This window comes from Cupriavidus sp. Agwp_2 (assembly GCF_040784895.1).
GTDB lineage: Bacteria > Pseudomonadota > Gammaproteobacteria > Burkholderiales > Burkholderiaceae > Cupriavidus.
In genome coordinates this window covers 1357087-1376046 of the sequence record NZ_CP088084.1, presented here as the reverse complement: position 1 = coordinate 1376046, position 18960 = coordinate 1357087, and the positions used below count along the sequence as shown (strand labels likewise).

14 protein-coding genes and 1 pseudogene are annotated in these 18960 nt (G+C 66.1%); 12 read left to right on the top strand and 3 right to left on the bottom strand.

The window, feature by feature from the left end; translation table 11 throughout:
- Positions 1–6: 6 nt before the first annotated feature.
- From LPA45_RS23970 to LPA45_RS23920, 11 genes are all read left to right on the top strand, one after another.
- Entirely contained in the window at positions 7–1158 is a 1152-nt protein-coding gene (locus LPA45_RS23970) for an acetyl-CoA C-acetyltransferase (protein WP_317925332.1), read from the top strand.
- 10 nt (positions 1159–1168) lie between these two features.
- Entirely contained in the window at positions 1169–2044 is an 876-nt protein-coding gene (locus LPA45_RS23965) for an SDR family oxidoreductase (RefSeq protein WP_116318666.1), read from the top strand.
- 11 nt (positions 2045–2055) lie between these two features.
- Positions 2056–3213 carry an acyl-CoA dehydrogenase family protein gene (locus tag LPA45_RS23960; protein WP_317925328.1) on the top strand — a complete coding sequence of 386 codons (1158 nt, stop codon included), beginning with the start codon at positions 2056–2058 and terminating at the stop codon, positions 3211–3213.
- Positions 3210–4421, top strand: a complete 1212-nt coding sequence (locus LPA45_RS23955) for an acyl-CoA dehydrogenase family protein (protein WP_317925329.1) — start codon at positions 3210–3212, stop codon at positions 4419–4421. The genes LPA45_RS23960 and LPA45_RS23955 overlap by 4 nt, the downstream gene beginning before the upstream one ends.
- Positions 4418–5221, top strand: coding sequence for an SDR family oxidoreductase (locus tag LPA45_RS23950; protein ID WP_116318663.1), 804 nt, complete (start codon positions 4418–4420; stop codon positions 5219–5221). The genes LPA45_RS23955 and LPA45_RS23950 overlap by 4 nt, the downstream gene beginning before the upstream one ends.
- A gap of 45 nt (positions 5222–5266) precedes the next feature.
- Complete coding sequence (locus LPA45_RS23945; protein ID WP_116318662.1) at positions 5267–5722, top strand: MaoC family dehydratase; 456 nt, start codon at positions 5267–5269, stop codon at positions 5720–5722.
- 15 nt (positions 5723–5737) lie between these two features.
- A complete protein-coding gene (locus LPA45_RS23940) occupies positions 5738–6940 on the top strand; it encodes an acetyl-CoA C-acyltransferase (RefSeq protein ID WP_367395116.1) in 1203 nt (400 codons plus the stop codon).
- A gap of 232 nt (positions 6941–7172) precedes the next feature.
- Positions 7173–8135, top strand: coding sequence for a YCF48-related protein (locus tag LPA45_RS23935; protein WP_317924813.1), 963 nt, complete (start codon positions 7173–7175; stop codon positions 8133–8135).
- 29 nt (positions 8136–8164) lie between these two features.
- Positions 8165–10597, top strand: coding sequence for an RND family transporter (locus tag LPA45_RS23930; RefSeq protein ID WP_317924815.1), 2433 nt, complete (start codon positions 8165–8167; stop codon positions 10595–10597).
- 27 nt (positions 10598–10624) lie between these two features.
- Positions 10625–11866: an NADH:flavin oxidoreductase gene (locus tag LPA45_RS23925; protein ID WP_317924817.1), complete on the top strand. Its 1242-nt coding sequence runs from the start codon at positions 10625–10627 to the stop codon at positions 11864–11866.
- A gap of 71 nt (positions 11867–11937) precedes the next feature.
- Positions 11938–13023, top strand: a complete 1086-nt coding sequence (locus LPA45_RS23920) for a Rieske 2Fe-2S domain-containing protein (protein ID WP_317924819.1) — start codon at positions 11938–11940, stop codon at positions 13021–13023.
- 189 nt (positions 13024–13212) lie between these two features.
- Here LPA45_RS23920 and LPA45_RS34230 read toward each other — a convergent pair whose 3' ends face one another.
- A complete protein-coding gene (locus LPA45_RS34230; RefSeq protein ID WP_376790679.1) occupies positions 13213–13404 on the bottom strand; it encodes a hypothetical protein in 192 nt (63 codons plus the stop codon).
- 616 nt (positions 13405–14020) lie between these two features.
- Positions 14021–16093 (bottom strand): hypothetical protein, encoded by a 2073-nt coding sequence (locus tag LPA45_RS23915; RefSeq protein WP_317924821.1) that lies wholly within the window; start codon positions 16091–16093, stop codon positions 14021–14023.
- A 370-nt stretch (positions 16094–16463) separates the two neighbouring features.
- On the opposite strand from LPA45_RS23915, the pseudogene LPA45_RS23910 reads away from it, so the two are divergent.
- Positions 16464–16883 (top strand): annotated as a pseudogene (locus tag LPA45_RS23910) (transposase); the annotation flags it as partial.
- A 433-nt stretch (positions 16884–17316) separates the two neighbouring features.
- Here LPA45_RS23910 and LPA45_RS23905 read toward each other — a convergent pair.
- On the bottom strand, positions 17317–18696 hold the full coding sequence (locus tag LPA45_RS23905) for a DUF1329 domain-containing protein (RefSeq protein WP_317924822.1): 1380 nt from the start codon (positions 18694–18696) through the stop codon (positions 17317–17319).
- Between the last annotated feature and the right edge of the window lie 264 nt (positions 18697–18960).

The following is an 18960-nucleotide window of genomic DNA, read 5'->3' as shown; positions in this document are numbered from 1 at the left end:
ATGACCATGAAAGACGCCTATATCGTTGATGCCCTGCGCACGCCCACCGGGCGCCGCAAGGGCGGACTGTCGCACATGCACGGGGCCGACCTGGGCGGCTTCGTGCTGGCCGAGCTGGTGCGCCGCAACGGCATTCCCGCAGAAGACCATGACGACGTGGTATTCGGCTGTGTCGATACCATCGGCCCGCTGGCCGGCAATATCGCCCGCAGCGCGTGGCTGGCCGCCGGCCTGCCGCTGACGGTGCCGGGCGTGACCGTGGACCGCCAGTGCGGCTCGTCGCAGCAGGCCGTGCACTTTGCCGCGCAGGCAGTGATGAGCGGCACGCAGGACGTGGTGATCGCCGGCGGCGTGCAGACCATGACGCAGATCCCGATCTCGTCGGCCATGCTGGCCGGGCAGGCGCTGGGCTTTGCCGATCCGTTCTCGGGCAGCAAGGGCTGGCAGGCGCGCTTCGGCGATGCGCCGGTGTCGCAGTTCCATGCCGCGCAGCGCATTGCCGAGCACTGGAAGCTGTCGCGCGAGGCCATGGAAGCGTATGCGCTGCAAAGCCACCAGCGCGCCGCGGCCGCGATCGAGGGCGGCCGTTTCGCCCGCGAGATCGTGCCGTGCGAAGGCGTGATGCAGGACGAGACGCCGCGCCCTGATACCACGCTGGCGAAGATGGCCGCGCTGGAACCGCTGATGCCGGGCAGCGCGCTGACCGCGGCAGTGTCGAGCCAGACCGCCGATGCCGCCGCCGCGCTGCTGATCGTCTCCGAGGACGCGCTCAAGCGCTACCAGCTCAAGCCGCGCGCGCGCATCGCGCATATGAGCGTGATGGGCGACGACCCGCTGTGGATGCTGACCGCGCCGATTCCGGCAACGAAGCGCGCGCTGGAACGCAGCGGCCTGCGTCTGTCGGATATCGACGTAGTCGAGATCAACGAGGCCTTTGCCTCGGTGGCGATGGCGTGGCTGGCCGAGACCGGCTACGCGCCCGAGCGCACCAACCCCAACGGCGGCGCGATCGCGCTGGGCCACCCGCTGGGGGCCACCGGCGCGCGCCTGATGACCACGCTGCTGCATGAACTGGAACGCACCGGCGGCCGCTACGGCCTGCAGACCATGTGCGAAGGCGGCGGCCTGGCCAACGTCACCATCATCGAACGGTTGTAAGGAGACCGCCATGGGTATTTGCGACGGACGCACCGTCATCATCACCGGCGCCGGCGGCGGGCTGGGCCGTGCCTATGCGCTGGCCTTCGGCGCCGAGGGCGCCAACGTGGTCGTCAACGACATCCGGCGCGAGGCGGCCGAAGCGGTCTGCGCGGAAATCCGCGGCGCTGGCGGCAGTGCAAAGGCCAGCGATGACGACATCACGCAGCTCGCCACCGCGCAGCGCATCGTCGATGCCGCGGTCGAGGCGTTTGGCGAAGTGCACGTGCTGGTCAACAACGCAGGCATCTGCCGCGACCGCATGTTCGTCAGCCTGACCGAGGCGGACTGGGACGATGTCATGCGCGTGCACCTGCGCGGCCACTTCTGCCTGGCCAACTTGCTGGCCAGGCGGTGGCGCGATGCGGCCAAGGCTGGCCGCGCCGTGGACGCACGCATCATCAACACCAGTTCCGGCGCGGGCCTGCAGGGTTCGGTCGGGCAATCCAACTACGCCGCCGCCAAGGCCGGCATTGCCGCGCTGACGCTGGTGCAGGCGGCCGAACTGGGCCGCTACGGCATCACCGCCAACGCACTGGCGCCGGCCGCGCGCACCGGCATGACCGAGCAGGTCTTCGCCGACATGATGAAAGCGCCAGAAGGCGGCTTCGACTACTACGACCCGGCCAACGTCGCGCCGCTGGTGGTGTGGCTGGGCAGCGCTGACTCTGCACAGGTCAACGGCCGCATGTTCGAGGCGGCGGGCGGCATGGTGTCCGTGGCCGACGGCTGGCGCACCGGCCCGAAGGCCGACAAGGGCGGGCGCTGGCAGCCGGCGGAAGTGGGCGTGGCGGTGGCCGGACTGCTGGCGCAGGCCCTGCCGCCCCAGGCGGTCTACGGCAGCTGAGCACGACGGCCATGGACTTCTCCATTTCTGTCGAACACCAGATGGTCCGCGACAGCGCGCGCGACTACCTTGCCACGCACAGCGATTCGGCGGCGGTGCGGCGCGTGACCGAGGCGGGTCCGGCGCACGATGACGCGCTGTGGCGCGCGATCGCCGGCGACCTTGGCTGGTGCGGCATCGCGTTGCCCGAAGCCGTGGGCGGTGCCGGCCTCGGCGCGCCGGGGCTGGTGCTGCTGCAGGAGCAACTGGGGCAGCGCCTGGCCTGCGTGCCGTTCTGGTCCACCGCCTGCGTGGCGGCGCCGTGGCTGCAGGGCAGCCTTGCCCGCAGCGCGCAGTGGCTGGAACGGCTGGCCGCTGGCGAGTCCCGTGCCGCGGCGGTGCTGCCGGACGATGCCGGCTGGCACTACGACGGTGTCGCGATCCGTGCGCTGGCAAGCGCGCACGGCTTCGTACTGCACGGAAGCGCCGCCCAGGTGGCCGATGCCGCCGGCGCCGACTGGCTGCTGGTGCCGGCGCGGTTCGAGGACGGCACACCCGCGCTGTTCCTGCTGGAGCCCGCTGCGCTGGCACAGGATGCGCGATTCAGGCTGGCACCGCTCGACACGCTCGACCGTACGCGCCCGCTGGCCTCGCTGCGGCTGGACGGCCTGGCCGTTCCGGCAAGTGCCTGCCTGGCACGCGGGGACGACGCGGTGCGGGGTCTGGCGCAAGCCTGGTGGCACGGCAAGCTGATGCTGGCGGCCGAGCAGCTCGGCGCGGCCCAGCAATGCCTGGATCTCACCGTCGCCTATGTGTCGGAGCGCATCCAGTTCGGCCGCGCCATCGCCTCATTCCAGGCGGTCAAGCACCGCTGCGCGCGGATGATGGTGCTGGTCGAGGCCGCGCGCTCGGCGGTGTATGGCGCGGCGCAGGCATGGGAATCCGCCGACCTGGCCGAGGCCCGTCAGGAAATCGCCGCCGCTTCCGTTGCCGCCGACGAAGCCCTGCGCTTCAACGCGCAGGAGGCCATCCAGCTGCATGGCGGGGTCGGTTTTACCTGGGAATACGACCCCCAGCTTTATTTCAAGCGCGCACAGGCCGCCAGCCACTGGCTGGGCGGCGCCGGTGCCGCGCTCGCATACCTCGCCCAATTCGTCGATAGCGGCCCGCACGCCTGGAGGACAGCATGACTGCGCACGAAGAGTCGGCATTCCGCGCCGAGGTGGCGCAATGGATGGCCGCCCACCTGGCCGGCGAATTCGCCTGCCTGAAACACCGCGGCGGCCCCGGCGACGAAGACGCTTTCCCCGAGTTGCGCAAGGCCTGGGAACGGCGGCTTGCCGAAGGCGGCTGGACCGGCCTGGGTTGGCCGCGCGCGCATGGCGGGCGCGAGCTGCCGGTGATGCAGCAGGTGATCTTCCATGAGGAATATGCGCGCGCCGGCGGCCCGGGCCGCATGGGCCATATCGGCGAAGGGCTGATCGGGCCGACGCTGATCGCCTTCGGCACCGGGGACCAGAAGGCGCGCCTGCTGCCCGGCATCCGCAATGGCACCACGTTCTGGTGCCAGGGCTATTCGGAGCCCGGCGCGGGCTCGGACCTGGCCAATGTGCGCACGCGTGCGGTACACGATCCCGCCAGCGGCGACTGGCTGGTCAGCGGCCAGAAGGTATGGACCTCGCTCGCGCACGATTCCGACTGGATCTTCGTGCTGGCGCGCTGCGAGCCCGGCTCGCGCGGCAGCAAGGGCCTGATCTTCCTGATGCTGCCGCTGGACCAGCCCGGCATCGAGATCCGCCCGATCCGGCAGATGGGCGGCGGCGCCGAATTCAACGAGGTGTTCTTCGACGGCGCGCGGGCGGCGGCGGCCGACGTGCTGGGCGAGCCCGGCGACGGCTGGCGCATCGCCATGGCGCTGCTCGGTTTCGAACGCGGCATCTCCACGCTCGGCCAGCAGATGCAGTTCACGCATGAGCTGGAGTGGGTGGCGCAGGCCGCGCGCGACAACGGCAGCAGCCGCGACGCGCTGGTGCGCCAGCGCATCGCGCGCGCCTGGGCCGGCCTGAGGGTGATGCGCGCCAATGCGCTGCGCATGCTGGCCGGCGCGGCGCAGGCGGGCCAGGACGGTGGCACCGCGTTGCAGCGCGAGGCGCTGATCTACAAGTACTACTGGTCCAACTGGCACCGCGACCTGGGCCAGCTCGCGCTGGACGTGCTGGGCCCGCTGGCCAACGTGCTGGACGCCGGCGAGACGGGCGATGTGCGCCGCACCCAGCTGCAGCAGATGGCGCTGTTCTCGCGCGCCGACACGATCTACGCCGGTACCAACGAAATCCAGCTCAACATCATTGCCGAACGCGGCCTCGGCATGCCGCGCGAGGCCCGAGGACAGTCATGACCCTTAACACCGAAGCTCCCGCCGTTCCGGCCTATGTGCCCGGCCACCAACTGCTCGCCGGCAAGAGCGTCCTGATCACCGCGGCCGCGGGCGTCGGCATCGGCTTTGCCGCCGCGCGCCGCTGCGCGGAGGAGGGCTGCCGCGCGCTGATGATCTCCGACGTCCATCCCAGGCGGCTGGACGAAGCCGTAGCGCGCTTGCGTGCGGAAACAGGGCTGCAGGCGATCCATGGACAGCTTTGCGATGTGTCCGACGAAGCGCAGGTACGCGCACTTGTGGCTGCCGCGGAAGAGGCGCTCGGCGGCACCGACGTGCTGATCAACAACGCCGGGCTGGGCGGCTCGCGCCGCCTAGTTGATATGGACGATGCCGAGTGGTCGCGCGTGATCGATATTTCCCTCACCGGCACCTTCCGCATGACGCGCGCGATGCTGCCGCACATGCAGGCGCGCCGGCGCGGCGCCATCGTCAACAACGCCTCGGTGCTCGGCTGGCGGGCGCAGAAGGAACAGTCGCACTACGCCGCGGCCAAGGCCGGGGTGATGGCGCTGACGCGCTGCAGTGCGATGGAGGCCGCGGAGTTTGGCGTGCGCATCAATGCGGTGGCGCCGAGCATCGCGCTGCATGACTTCCTGAAGAAGTCGGCGCCGGCGGATTTGCTGCGCCAGCTCAGCGAGCGCGAAGCGTTCGGGCGTGCGGCGGAGGTGTGGGAGGTAGCGAATGTGATGGTGTTCCTGGCCAGCGACTATGCCTCGTACATGACAGGTGAGGTGCTGCCGGTGAGCAGCCAGCGGGCTTGAAGCACTGACAAGGGCCGCCATGGTGAGGAAACACAGGAAACAGCAATGCCAAGAATCTTCCGCTCCGCACAGGACATCCACGCCGCCGCAGGCCAACCGCTCGGCGAAAGCCCCTGGACCCGCATCACCCAGGACCAAGTCAACCAGTTCGCCCACGCCACCGGCGATCACCAGTGGCTCCACGTTGACCCCGAACGCGCCGCGCAAGGCCCCTACGGCGCCTGCATCGCCCACGGCTACCTGACGCTGGCCCTGGTCAACCAGTTCCTGCCGGAACTGGTCACCGTCGAAGGCATGAAGTTCGGCGTCAACTACGGCTGCGACAAGGTTCGTTTCCCCGCGCCGGTGCGCGTGGGCGCCCGCGTGCGGGGCGTGGGTGAGTTGATACGCGCCGAGTCGCTGCCAGGCGGCGTGCAGTCGGTGGTGCGCGTCACAGTGGAGATCGAGGGCGAGGCCAAGCCCGCCTGCGTGGCCGAGACGATCAGCCGCTACTACTTCTGAACCAAGGAATCGAGCATGAAAGACGCAGTCATCGTCGCCGTCGCGCGCAGCCCCATCGGCAAGGCCTTCCGGGGCGCCTTCAACGATACCGAAACCCCGGTACTGGGCGGCCATGTGGTGCGCGCGGTGGTCGAGCGCGCGGGCGTTGACCCGGCCGAGGTCGACGACGTGCTGATCGGCGCGGCCGCGCAGCAGGGCACCCAGGGCTACAACCTGGGCCGCCTGTGCGCGGTGGCGGCGGGGCTGCCCGACAGCGTGCCGGGCATGACCATGGACCGCATGTGCGGCTCGGGCCTGATGACGATCGCCGCGGGTGCGCGCGCGATCCAGTGCGGCGAGGCCGACATCATCGTGGCGGGTGGCGCGGAATCGATCTCGCTGACGCAGAACAAGCACAAGAACAGCTACCGCGCCCAGTCCGAAGCGGTGCTGGCGCGGCAGCCGGCCGCCTACATGGCGATGATCGAGACCGCCGAGGTGGTGGCGCGCCGCTATGGCATCAGCCGCGCCGAACAGGACGCCTACGCCTGGCGCAGCCAGCAGCGCACCGCCGAGGCGCAGCGCCGCGGTGCCTTCGACGATGAGATCGTGCCGCTGGAAACGCGCCGCGCGCTGTTCGACAAGGCCGGCGCGCTGACGGGGCACGAGAGCGTGACGCTCGTACAGGACGAATGCAACCGGCCCGATACCACGGCCGCGAGCCTGGCGGCGCTCAAGCCCGTCTGGAGCGGCGGACAGGCGGTGGCCGAAGGCGAGCACATCACCGCCGGCAATGCCTCGCAACTGTCTGACGGCGCCGCGGCGGTGCTGCTGATGAGCGTCGACGAGGCGCGCCGCCGTGGGCTGCGCCCGCTGGGGCGCTACCGCGGCATGGCGGTGGCGGGCTGCGCGCCGGATGAAATGGGCATCGGTCCTGTTTTCGCGGTGCCGAAGCTGCTCGCGCGCCATGGCATGACGGTGGCGGATGTGGGCCTGTGGGAGCTGAACGAGGCCTTTGCCTGCCAGGTGTTGTACTGCCAGCAGAAGCTGGGCATCCCGGATGCGCGGCTGAACGTGAATGGCGGCGCGATTTCGGTTGGGCATCCGTTCGGCATGTCGGGCGCGCGCATGACCGCGCATGCGTTGATCGAAGGCCGGCGCCGTGGCGTGCAGCAGGCGGTGGTGACGATGTGCATTGGCGGCGGCATGGGTGCTGCCGCGCTGTTCGACGTCCTGTAGCAAAAGAAAGCCGCTGGTTTTCACCCCTCTCCCATTCATGGGAGAGGGGCGGGGGAGAGGGCAGGAGCCTCCATGAAGTGATGCGTTGCGATGCTTGCCACGCGCTGCCCTCTCCCCCGGCCCCTCTCCCGCAAGCGGGAGAGGGGAGCAAACATTCAGCTTATCGAAGCAGCCCCGGCAACGTACGGCCCGCCACGAGGCCGCCTGCCACCACTCCAATCGGAGGAGACACATGAAACGACTGATCGGCATCGCCATGTCGCTGGCCGTGCTGGCCACCGCGGTCTGGGCCTTCGCGCCGCGCCCGCTGCCGCCGTTCCCGGCCACCGCGCTGCGCCCCGACGGCCTGCAGGTCAACGGCATCGCCCGCGCCGGCGAGCGTCTGGTGGCCGTGGGCGAGCGCGGCAAGATCCTGTTCAGCGATGATCAGGGCCGCGACTGGCGCGTGGCCGCCGTTGACAAGCCCCAGGGCGCCACGCTGACGCAGGCGGCTTTTGCCGACAGCCGCCATGGCATCGCGGTCGGCCACAGCGGCCTGATCCTGCGCACGGAGGATGGCGGCACGCACTGGCAGCAGGTCGCCTTCGACGCGCAATCGTCCGACCCCCTGCTGGGTGCCCTGGCGCAGCGCACCGGGCCGTGGTTCGCCGTGGGCAGCTTCGGCCGTTTCCTGGTGTCGCGCGACCAGGGCAGGCATTGGGAAGAGGCCGCTGACAAGGCCATGCAGGACCGCCACCTCAACGCCATCGCCGGCGACGGGCAGGGGCGCCTGATGCTGGTCGGCGAAGCCGGGCTGGTGCTGCGCTCGACTGATGGCGGCGGCCGCTGGGAGCCGGTCAAGACTCCCTATGAAGGCTCGCTGTACGGCGTGCTGCCGCTGCGCGACGGCGCGTGGCTGGCCTTCGGCATGCGCGGCAACGCGCTGCGCAGCGAGGATTTCGGCACCACCTGGCAGGCCGCCGAGATCGCTCTGCGCACCTCGTTCTTCGGCGGTGCCGAGTTGCCGGACGGCCGCATCGTGCTGGCCGGGCAGGGAGGCACGCTGGTGATCTCCGCCGATGGCGGGCGCCATTTTGCGCCGTTGCCCGCCGGCAGCCCGCAGACGCTGGCAGCGCTGGTGCCTGCCGCTAAAGACAAGCTGGCGCTGGGTGGCAGCAGCGGCCTTGCCGGCGCGGCACTCGCCTCAAATCGCTGATCCCCGCCTCACCGAACGCGAGAACGATCATGACCCGCTCCCAATCCCCCGGCCGCCTGGGCCGCTTCGTCGATGGCTGCGCCCGCGTGCTGATGCGCCGGCGCCGCCTGCTGCTGTTGCTGTGCCTGGCGGTGACCGTGGCGCTGGGCTTCTCGGCCACGCGCCTGCGGCTCGATCCCGGCTTCAACAAGATGATCCCGCTGCAGCATCCGTACATGCAGGTGTTCACCAAGTACGCGAGCACCTTCTCCGGTGCCAATACCGTGCTGGTGAGCCTGCGCTGGAAGGGCGACGGCGATATCTACAACGCCGCCTTCATGGACAAGCTGCGCAGCGCCACCGATGAAGTGTTCTTCATCCCCGGCGTGGACCGCTCGCGCGTGTTCTCGCTGTTCACGCCCAACGTGCGCTACACCGAGGTGACCGAGGCCGGCTTCCGCGGCGACGTGGTGGTGCCGGGGCGCTTCTCCGGCGCGCCGGCGGAGCTGGAGAAGGTGCGGCGCAATGTGGCGCGCTCAGGGCAGATCGGCAGGCTGGTCAGCAATGACCTCAAGTCCGCACTGATCCGCGCCGAGTTGCGCGAGACCGATCCGGCTACCGGCAAGACCATCGACTACGGCTCCGTCGCACGCCAGCTGGAGAAGATCCGCGCGCAGTTCAGCGGCACCGATGTCGAAGTCAATATTGTCGGCTTCGCCAAGCTGGTGGGCGATGTCGAAGAGGGCATCGCCGGCGTGATGGGCTTCTTCGCGCTCGCCTTCGCCGTGACCGCGCTGCTGTTGTGGCTATACACGCGCTCGCTGCGCATCACGGTGCTGGCGCTGGTGGTGGCACTGCTCCCGGTGGGCTGGCTGCTGGGCCTGTTGCCGCTGCTGGGCTACGGCATCGACCCGATGTCGATCCTGGTGCCGTTCCTGATCTTCTCGATCGGGGTCTCGCACGCGGTGCAGATGACCAATGCCTGGAAGCAGGAGGTGGTGCAGGGGCACAGCGCGCTGGACAGCGCCAGCGGGGCCTTCCTCAAGCTGTTCATCCCCGGCACGGTGGCGCTGCTGACCAATGCGCTGGGCTTCATGGTCATCATGCGCATCGAGATCGATATCGTGCGCGAACTTGGTATCACGGCCTGCCTGGGCGTGCTGCTGATGATCGTGACCAACAAGGTGTTCCTGCCGATCCTGCTGTCGTACACGCGGCTGGAGCCGTCGGCGCTGGCGCGCTCGCAGGCGCGGCGCGCGCAGGGTGGCGGCGGCCTGTGGCAGAAGTTCGGCGCGCTGGCGCGCCCGGCACCCGCGCTAGGGGTGTTCGTCGCGGCGCTGGCGCTGCTGGCGGCCGGCGCGATCGAATCGCGCGGCCTGAAGATCGGCGACGTCGGCACCGGCGCGCCGGAGCTGCGCGCGGATTCGCGCTACAACCGCGACAGTGCCAGCATCGTGGGCCAGTACAACATCGGTTCGGATGCGCTGACCGTGGTGGTGGAGCCGACCGGCTTCGACGACGGTTGCCTGCACTACCCGGTGATGAGTGCGGTGGAGCGCTTCGAGATGCATATGCGGGGCGTGTCCGGCGTGCAGTCGGTGGTGAGCGTGTCGTCGCTGGCCAAGGTGGTGATCGGCGCCTACAACGAGGGCAACCCGCGCTGGGAGGCGCTGCCGCGCAGCAGCGAAGGCCTGGGGCAGGGTGCCAAGGCCTACGACCCGGACAACGGCATGAATACGTCCAACTGCCAGGCGATCCAGGTGCTGATCTACACCGCCAACCATGAGGGCGCGACCATTGCCCACATCATCCGGGAAATCCGCCGCTTCAACGCCACCGACAAGACGCCCAACGTCGCCTTCCGCCTTGCCGGCGGCAATATCGGCGTGATGGCGGCGACCAACGAGGCGGTGGAGGAAGCCGAGGTGGCAATGCTCCTGGCGATCTTCGGCGCGATCACGCTGCTGTGCCTGCTGACATTCCGCTCATGGCGCGCGGTGCTGTGCATCATCGTGCCGCTGACGCTGGTGTCGGTGCTGTGCAATGCGCTGATGGCGCGCCTCGGCATCGGGCTGAAGGTGTCGACGCTGCCGGTCATCACGCTGGGCGTGGGGGTTGGCGTGGACTACGGCATCTACCTGTACGAGCGCATCCAGCACCAGATCCGCGAGGAAGGCCAGAACCTGCCGCAGGCTTTCGCCGAGGCAATGCGCCAGCGCGGCTCGGCGGCGCTGTTCACGGCGCTGACGATGTGCATCGGCGTGGGCACCTGGGCCTTTGCCGCGCTCAAGTTCCAGGCCGACATGGGGATCCTGTTGGCCTTCATGTTCCTGGTGAACCTGTTCGGCGCGGTGTCGCTGCTGCCGGCGCTGGCCGCGTGGCTGGGCGTGGAGGATGAAGAGCGTGCCCGCGTGGCGGCTGCCGCTGCCGCGGGCGGAGACACCGCGCCGCCGGCGCACGCCCTGAAATCCGATGCGGCCTGAGCGTCGCGGGTGAACCGGAAGGACATCATGCACGATAGCCAGGCATCCGCAGCGTCGGCCTTCACGCCGCTGCACATCGGCCCGCTCACGCTGCGCAACCGCTTCGTCAAGGCGGGCGCCAACGAAGGCATGACGCCGCACGGCCTGCCAACGCAGGCACTGGTCAGGCACCACCGCGAACTCGCCGCCGGCGGCGTGGGCATGACCACGGTGGCCTACGCAGCCGTGGCTGACGACGGACTTACCTTCGCGCACCAACTCAGCATGCGGCCCGAGCAGATCCCACACCTGCGCGTGCTGACCGAGGCGGTGCATCGCGAAGGCGCGGCGGCCTGCCTGCAGATCACGCATGCAGGATCGTTCACCACGATGCGCCACGGCGGCAGCCGCGCGCCGGGCAGCGCCTCGTCCGGCATGAACGCCTTCGGCATGATGCACGGCGTGTATTTCCAGCGCGCCATGCGTGAGGCCGACATGGCGCGCGTGGCCGGCCAGTTTGCCGCGGCGGCGCGGCTGGCGCGCGAAGCCGGCTTTGACGCGGTCGAGATCCACATGGGCCACGGCTACCTGCTCAACCAGTTCCTGTCGCCGCTGAGCAACCGGCGGCGCGATGCGTTCGGTGGCAGCGTGGAGAACCGTACGCGCTTCCCGGCCGCGGTGCTGCGGCAGGTCAAGGATGCCGTCGGCGCCGAGCTGGCGGTCTGCTGCAAGCTCAGCGTCAGCGACGGCGTCCCGGGCGGCAACCAGCCCGCGGATTCCGCCGTGACCGCGCGCATCCTGGAGGCGGAAGGGGCCGACCTGCTGACGCTCAGCGGCGGCCGCAACGTGGAAAGCCCGTGGGTGCTGTTCGGCAGCCCGATGCCTACGGCGCAGATGAAGGCCGCGGCCCCGACCGCGCTGGCGCGCTTCGGCATCACCATGCTGGAACGCAGCACGCCGCGCGACCTGGCCTTCCGCGAACTGTATTTCCTCGAGGCATCGCGCGTGATGCGGCAGGCGGTGCGCATGCCGCTGGCCTATGTCGGCGGCGTCAAGTCGCTCGACAACGTGGCGCAGGTGATGGCAGAGGGCTTTGACTGCATCGCGCTGGCGCGCGCGCTGATCCACGATCCCGCGCTGGTCGCCAACTGGCGCAGCGGCGCCGTGCAGCGCTCGGCCTGCGACAGCTGCAATGGCTGCGTGGCCAGGATCTACGATCCCGCCGGCGTCAGCTGCGTGCATGGCCCGGGCAATGATCCGGCGCTGACGCGCCTTGTCGCACTGCAGTAGTCCGATGGGACGATGAGGTACCGGCCAGACGCTCTTATCTTGAAGTTCCCACGGGATTTCAAGGAGACACCATGAGCCAAACCGGCATCAGCGGCTACAAGATCGAATCACGCCCGCCCGAGGCCCGCTACGCGCGCGGCTGGCACTGCCTCGGCCTGGCCGACGCCTACCGCGACGGCAAGCCGCACACACTCGATATCTTCGGCCGGCGCCTGGCGGCGTTCGCCGACTCGACCGGCGCCATCCGCGTGATCGACGGCCACTGTCCGCACATGGGCGCGGACCTCAGCACCGGCACCGTGCAGGGCGACAACCTGGTGTGCCCGTTCCACGGCTGGCAATGGGGCGGCGACGGCGGCTGCAAGTCCATCCCCTACTGCAAGCGGGTGCCGCCCAAAGCGCGTGTCGGCGCGTGGCAGACCTGCGAGCAGAACCGGCTGCTGTTCATCTGGCACGACCCCGAGGGCCGCGCGGCGGCGCCGGAGGTGGCGATTCCGCGTATCGATGCGTGCTTCTCGGCGGAGTGGTCGGAATGGGCCATGGACGAGATGGTGATCCGCACCAACTGCCGCGAGCTGGTGGACAATATTTCCGACATGGCGCATTTCGGCACCGTCCACGGTTCCCCGGTCGACTATTTCGCCAACCTGTTTGAAGACCACAAGGCCACGCAGCTGATGATCGGGCGCAGTGCCCGGCTGTCGGGCGACGCGCAGCTGACGGCGTTGTCCACGTACTTCGGTCCGGCGTACCACATCACCGATATGAGTGGCCGCATGGGCGACCAGGAGATCCACTCCGTCCTGCTCAACTGCCATGTGCCGATCGACCTGCACAGCTTCGTGCTGCGCTACGGGGTGCTGGTGAAAAAGATCCCGGGGCTGAGCGACGAGCAGAACCGCGCCATGGCGCAAGCCTACGTGGAGCAGGCGCGCCAGGCGTTCTATGAGGACGTGGCGATCTGGGACAGCAAGATCCGCATCGACAACCCGCTGCTGTGCGAGGGCGATGGGCCGATTTACCAGATGCGTGACTGGTACCAGCAGTTCTACACCGACGTGGAGCAGGTGCGCGCTTCCAGCGTGGCACGGCGCGTGATCGAGCTGAATCCGGGCAATATCGAGCCGCCGGTGCTGCGGCACGTGTTTGAGGGCTGACCACGAGAGCCGTGGTCGTTACCGATGCCGCCTCTGGCTCCTTTGCGGGCCGCAGGCGGCATTTGTGCATGCCTGGGTGGTGTCGATGGACGGCGGCCTTGATGCGGTGCAGCGTTGGCAGCGCCCTTGCGCACCAGAGGGCGTCCCATGATGCTCAAGGTCGACGAAGCGCTTGCAACGTGCATTTTCTTAGAGAGATTTGGGTGGATATGAAATGCAAAGCTTCGGAGTGTTGTCGCGGAAATATGTGCTAATCAATCGTCTTTTCTTCTTATCGATTTTCAAGTTGATAAATTCGTCACCGCAGCGCGGGAAGTATTCTTTAAAATTCCTTGTGGTTTTTGAGTACAAAAACACCCGATGAATAAAATATACTCCCATTCCCTCATCCAGGTATTTCAGTGAGAAATCAATTTTTCCATCAAAATTGTAATCTACCTTTTCGATTCGAATGGAATTTGAGTTGTCAGCGTCAACGCTAAAGACGCTGCTATTACAATTCCTTGTGCTGCATACGCGCACGGAAACGAGGCTGTCATGAATTGCAATGGTTGCCTTTACGCCAGCGGACGGGGTAAAAGCGATTTCTTCTATTGCTTTTGCGTTTCCGCAGTGAACAATTAACGCGAGAACAAACAAATATAAACTGTTGCGCATATTCTAGGATGCCACTTCCATGTTTGGGGAAACTTTCGCTTTTGGTGCTGGAGGTGCAATTGTCTCGGCGAATCTTTTGTCGGAGCGATCAAGCATCCTGTTAAGAATAAATGCTGTGTATGCCTGTCTCTCATAATACCCATTCCCTCCGCCATTAACGAGGCGATTAATTAGGTCGATTTGCTTGGGGCTATATTCGCGATCGGCAACGCGATTTATGTTCGTCCCCTCCGAAAATGGCTTTGATATCCAATAGTAGCCGCCGGAGTCACAGGAAAAGAAGGGACTCTCCCCAATGATGTCTGGATCATATCTAGGGGCCCATTGGATGAGTTTCCCACTATCGCTTGGGTTCGATGTGGTAGTGTAGTGAACTACTCGTAATTCTAGGTGATGCTGGGGTTAGGCGCTCAGTATATGCGGCAATATGATTGGGGATGGCAGCAAACGTTCCATAATCGCGATAGTTTCCAGCCCACGTGAGTTGCGCAATTCCGCGGCCATAAAATACCGTGTAGTACTGGGTGGCGGGGTTCGCGCTCGAATATTGGCCGAAGCCCCACTCATGCAACAATCGCCTCGATCCGCCGAGATTTCTCCACTGAGCGGTTTCCAGAAGAATTTGCGCCAAAAATATACCTACTCGTTTCTTGTCAACCCCAAGATACTTTCGCATGCATCTATTTAACTCGATCACAAATTTTGCAATGCGAGACTCAGCATCGTTATGAGTGAGCGTGTAGGTGGGGCCGGTAGTCGTAATTGCGGTTCTGATAGCACCTGATGTCGTATAAAACATGTGCTTGGGAAGAGTCGAGGCAATTTCAGTTTGATTCAGCCACCCACACTTCCTGAAATGCCGCAAAAACGCGAGCGGGTGGAAGAACCAGAACTTCTTGCCGCCGCCGAGTGGGGTCTGCTCCATGAACTGGAACTGCGTGTGGAACGCCATGAATTTGTCGTAGCCATACGGGTCGATGTCCTTGCGCCTGCCAAAGAAGCCATCGGGGTCCTTCAGCGGCTTGTGGCGCGCCTCGTTGGCGCTCGCATCCCATTCACTCGGGGCGTGACAAATGAGACCCCGCAGTTTCGCCCGTACCTCGGCGTGCGTGTGGATATACGCGGCCAGCTTGTCTTCCTGCTCGAATCCTTCGCGTAGCCGGTCAGCGGGCGTTTCCAGGTCCTCGACCACCGCGACCATCTTGCGCAGTTCGTCCTGGTCGCACAGACCGTCCTGGCTGAACGGCGTATTGCCTTCCTCGATCTCCTGCCATCCCATGAAGAAGGGGAAGTCTGCGTCAGAGAGCTTCTGGATCGTGTTCAGACTGATGTCGACGTATCCCTGCTTGCCCGCCTCGAACGGCACCGACACCCATGTTTTCTGCGCTGCCGGCGGCAGCTTCGGCTGCTCGCTCAGGATACGGCCAAATCGCAGCAACTCGTAACCGTCACTCGGGCATGAGGGATAGAGCGCGGTAGCGCGCGCATACATCTTGTACTCGTATTCGGCATAGGTGTCCCGTACCGGCTTGGGGGTCAGGAGCGTGAGGGCGCCGTTTTTTTCCACCCAGGCGCGCGTGTAGCGGTGGCCCTTGTGAAAATACGCCGCGACATACAACTTGCTAGCCGCGTCCAGCGTGCCCGCCTGCAGCGGCGGGAAGTAAGGGGCGGTGGTGCCAATGGCCCCGGGCGGTGCGCTGACGAATGCCTGACCGCCGGGAATCACGAAATAGCTGTGCCCCCAGTAGTCCTTGGACGCCGGTGTGGTGGGGGTCTTGTTGCCGAGTTGGACCGCATGGCCGGACTGATTGAACCACGCCGCGAAGTCGCTCTCGGTCATGAAGGTCTCGAAGTGTAGGTGCGATTGCCCGTGGCATGCCCCGGGATATCCGAGCATATCCTTGCGGTAGACCTTCAGGCCCTTGGGCGATTGCACCCCATCGGTCGGATAGGCGAGCCATTTCGGCAGCGCGGTGGATGACCCGACCTCTGGCGGATTGTTCGGCAACGGCCCAATCTTTTTTCTAATGCTGTCGAGGTCCAGCAGGTGCATGTACAGCGAGTAGAAGGTGATTGTGCGGCCATCGCCGGTGTCGGTCTTGTGCCTGAGCATCACAAAGCCGAGATTGGAGTTCAGGGCATCGCCGCCATTGACGTCCTTTTGTCCGTCAGCAATAGCCTTCTGGCAGACGCGATAGGCAACGACTTCCCCGTCGGCTAAGGCACGGACGGCATCGTTCTGGTACTTCGGTTGCAGGTGCGCGCCGCAGTGCCAGCGGCGGTCGAAGGCGATGGGATAGACGCCGTGGTGGGCCAGTTCGAACTTGTCCACGGCATCCATCATCGGATCGATACTGTCCGGGTCGTTGGAGGTCAGTCCATCGGACGGCAGAAAGGGAGGGCTGAGGATCATGATTCAAGGGGTAGACGGGCACGGATCGCCAGGTCGGACATTCGCCGCCGCAGCCAAGGGATTGGCAATTTTGCGGAGCAATCGCTGCGCCCGCATTTGAGACGCGTCAATAGTTTTCCATCGGGCGCGCCCGACCCCGAAGAATGAAGCGCGCTTGCGGTTGGCGACTTGCGATTGGATCGGCATAAGATCCGATCTGGTATCGGCAACGAGGTCGGCCCATCTTTGGTGCCCCGAGCCCGTTCAATAGTTGGACCCGCAGCCCTGCGAGCACCCCAAATTGCGACCACGGGTGGTGACACCCCGGAGCGCGCCTAGTAGATTTCGACAACGAGGGCTGCTGCCGATGCCATAGACTCTGGCAGGAGTCATGCAAGTTCTCTATCACCGTTGTGCCGGACTCGACGTCCACAAGGACACCATCGTGGCCTGTGTGCGCTGCGTCTCGGCGCCCGCGCATCAGGAAGTGTGCAGCTTTGACAGCACCACCGCCGGCTTGCTGGCGCTGGCCGACTGGCTGGCGCTGCACGGCTGCACCCACGTGGCTATGGAAGCCACCGGGGTGTACTGGAAGCCGGTGTGGCACATCCTCAAGGGCAGCTTCGAGTTGGTCCTGGCCAACGCCCAGCACATCCGCAACGTGCCCGGCCGCAAGACCGACGTCAACGACGCGATGTGGATTGCCGATCTGCTCGCCCATGGTTTGATCCGATCGAGCTTCGTGCCGCCGGCGGCCATTCAGGAGTTGCGCGATCTCACGCGCACCCGCAAGCAACTCGTGCGACGGCGTTGAATATGCCGACCTTGGTCCCGACTACTTCGACCGTCACGACGTCAACAAGACCATCCGCCGCCTGCTCAAACGCCTCGCCTCGGGTGCAACGTGGATCCCATGGCTCATCCTGTTTAGCGCTTCCTAGTAGATGTCGAATAGTAGGGAAGGGGGCGCGCAGCGGAATATCGGACGTTTCCTAAAGATCATTCGATCACGCCGAATCTCCCGGCGACGTCGTGACAAAATTTTTGCAATGCGATTAAACGCTCAGTGCACGCGACACTCGCGCAGATAGCTGGCTGATCGCCGCGCCCATGTTCATGGCGCATGGCCACGCCGGCGCCAGGCATCACGGTCGTGCGCGCGCGCAGTGGCGGGGGAAAAAGGGGGGGAGGAGATGTGGCAAGGCCGGGCGAAGCCTCGCCCGGCCGGAGATCATGCGATTCGATCAGGTACCAGTCCCGCGTGCAGCGTCCGGGGAGAAGAATGCTTCGGTGAACTCGGGGCTGTTGTTCAGCTGGAACATCGGGCCTTCGTTGGTCAGGCGGTCCGCAAAGTAAGCGCCGGAAATCAGGTCATGGTAGAACACCGCGGTCGGATGATAGCGGCGCGCATCGTAGGCGTAGACCGAGGCCTGGAGGTTGGTGCGCCACAGCTGGCCGCGGCCATCGTAGTTGTCGGCGGCGAGGGCTTGCCAGGTGTCTTCGTCGAGATACAGCACGCGCTTCGCATACTGGTGACGGAAGCCGGACTTGAGCGTTGCTTCCAGGACCCAGACGCGATGCAGCTCATAGCGCATGACGTCAGGGTTGGCGTGGCCGCTGGTCAGCAGGTCCTTGTACTTGATCGACGTGCTCTGCAGCTTGTAGTTGTGGTACGGGACATAGACCTCCTTCTTGCCGACGATCTTCCAGTTGTAGCGCTCGCCGGAGCCGTTGAAGAGGCGATCGTCATCCACGGTGCGGAAGCCGCCGGGGCCCTGGGGCTGGTCGAAGCCGAATTCCGGCGCCTGGCGCACGCGCCGCGTGCCCGGGTTGTAGATCCAGGTGCGGTTGGTGTCCGAGCCTTCCTGGTCCCATACGGCATAACCCACGATCACCTGGCCCCGGTCGCGCAGCGGCAGGTCGGTTGCAGTGCGGAAGAACGAGCGCTCGTTGAGCGCGTTGTGCGGGTCGAACTTGCCGTTGTTGCGCGGCGAGAGGATGCTGTACGAGACTCGTCCCCACGCGGTCGTGCCATTCGGATAGACCACGGCCTGGTCGTACTGCGCCTTCTCGGTGCCGACGGCCGAAGAGAAGCGCTGGTTCCACAGCAGCTCCATTGCCGTCTTCGGGATCGGATAGGGCACTTGCGGGCCCGCGTCCTTCAGGCCGTTGGCATCGTCCGTCATCTTGACGGTGGTGGCGTAGGTGCGGATGTCCTTGTAGACGGCGTCTTCGTAACGGAAGTCGCGATGGCTGGCGTACACCGGCATCTTGAAGGTGTCGGGGTACTTCTTGAACAGCGCCTTCTGGCCATCGCTGAGCCGCTCCGCATACTGCGCCATGTTCTGCGCGGTGATGACGAACAGGGGCTTCTCGTCGGCATACGGGTCCGGATACCGTTCGCCGCGCTGGTATTTGACAGTTGGCGGCGTGCCCAGCCATTTTCCGGCCCATTGGGGCACATCGCCGTCCTTGCTGGCGGCCCGCTCCGCGCCCATCGGCGTCAGGTTGCCGTCAAGCTGCTTGAGGTCTTCAGGGGTGACCTTCGCCCACGATGCCGCGGCCAGTGCCATGCTGGTCACCAGCAGGCTGCCGCGCAGCAGTCGATGTGTAGTGGATGTCATTGCAGTCTCGCTCCTTGATGGGATGGCCGGCGGCGCCTGTGCCTGTGGAGACAGCGTAGTGATGGTGGGCGGGAGGGGAATCGTTGGAACGGACTAGTGGATTTCCCTAGGCACCTCGGAGCTGCCGCGCGCGCGGCGCAGGTGGACCCGGGGCCCTGAGACTTGCGGGAGTGCCTGGGCGCGGCGTACGCGCCGCAAGAGCGGGATAATCAGGCGGGTAGCATGCAAGAAGCCCATGGCGCGCGCCATGGGCTCCGGCATTGC

What these genes read in the sequence shown, in the direction of transcription:
- LPA45_RS23970 (WP_317925332.1), top strand. Translation starts at nt 7, where the DNA reads ATGAAAGACGCCTATATCGTTGATGCCCTGCGCACGCCCACCGGGCGC.
- LPA45_RS23965 (WP_116318666.1), top strand. Translation starts at nt 1,169, where the DNA reads ATGGGTATTTGCGACGGACGCACCGTCATCATCACCGGCGCCGGCGGC.
- LPA45_RS23960 (WP_317925328.1), top strand. Translation starts at nt 2,056, where the DNA reads ATGGACTTCTCCATTTCTGTCGAACACCAGATGGTCCGCGACAGCGCG.
- LPA45_RS23955 (WP_317925329.1), top strand. Translation starts at nt 3,210, where the DNA reads ATGACTGCGCACGAAGAGTCGGCATTCCGCGCCGAGGTGGCGCAATGG.
- LPA45_RS23950 (WP_116318663.1), top strand. Translation starts at nt 4,418, where the DNA reads ATGACCCTTAACACCGAAGCTCCCGCCGTTCCGGCCTATGTGCCCGGC.
- LPA45_RS23945 (WP_116318662.1), top strand. Translation starts at nt 5,267, where the DNA reads ATGCCAAGAATCTTCCGCTCCGCACAGGACATCCACGCCGCCGCAGGC.
- LPA45_RS23940 (WP_367395116.1), top strand. Translation starts at nt 5,738, where the DNA reads ATGAAAGACGCAGTCATCGTCGCCGTCGCGCGCAGCCCCATCGGCAAG.
- LPA45_RS23935 (WP_317924813.1), top strand. Translation starts at nt 7,173, where the DNA reads ATGAAACGACTGATCGGCATCGCCATGTCGCTGGCCGTGCTGGCCACC.
- LPA45_RS23930 (WP_317924815.1), top strand. Translation starts at nt 8,165, where the DNA reads ATGACCCGCTCCCAATCCCCCGGCCGCCTGGGCCGCTTCGTCGATGGC.
- LPA45_RS23925 (WP_317924817.1), top strand. Translation starts at nt 10,625, where the DNA reads ATGCACGATAGCCAGGCATCCGCAGCGTCGGCCTTCACGCCGCTGCAC.
- LPA45_RS23920 (WP_317924819.1), top strand. Translation starts at nt 11,938, where the DNA reads ATGAGCCAAACCGGCATCAGCGGCTACAAGATCGAATCACGCCCGCCC.
- LPA45_RS34230 (WP_376790679.1), bottom strand. Translation starts at nt 13,404, where the DNA reads ATGGGAGTATATTTTATTCATCGGGTGTTTTTGTACTCAAAAACCACA.
- LPA45_RS23915 (WP_317924821.1), bottom strand. Translation starts at nt 16,093, where the DNA reads ATGATCCTCAGCCCTCCCTTTCTGCCGTCCGATGGACTGACCTCCAAC.
- LPA45_RS23905 (WP_317924822.1), bottom strand. Translation starts at nt 18,696, where the DNA reads ATGACATCCACTACACATCGACTGCTGCGCGGCAGCCTGCTGGTGACC.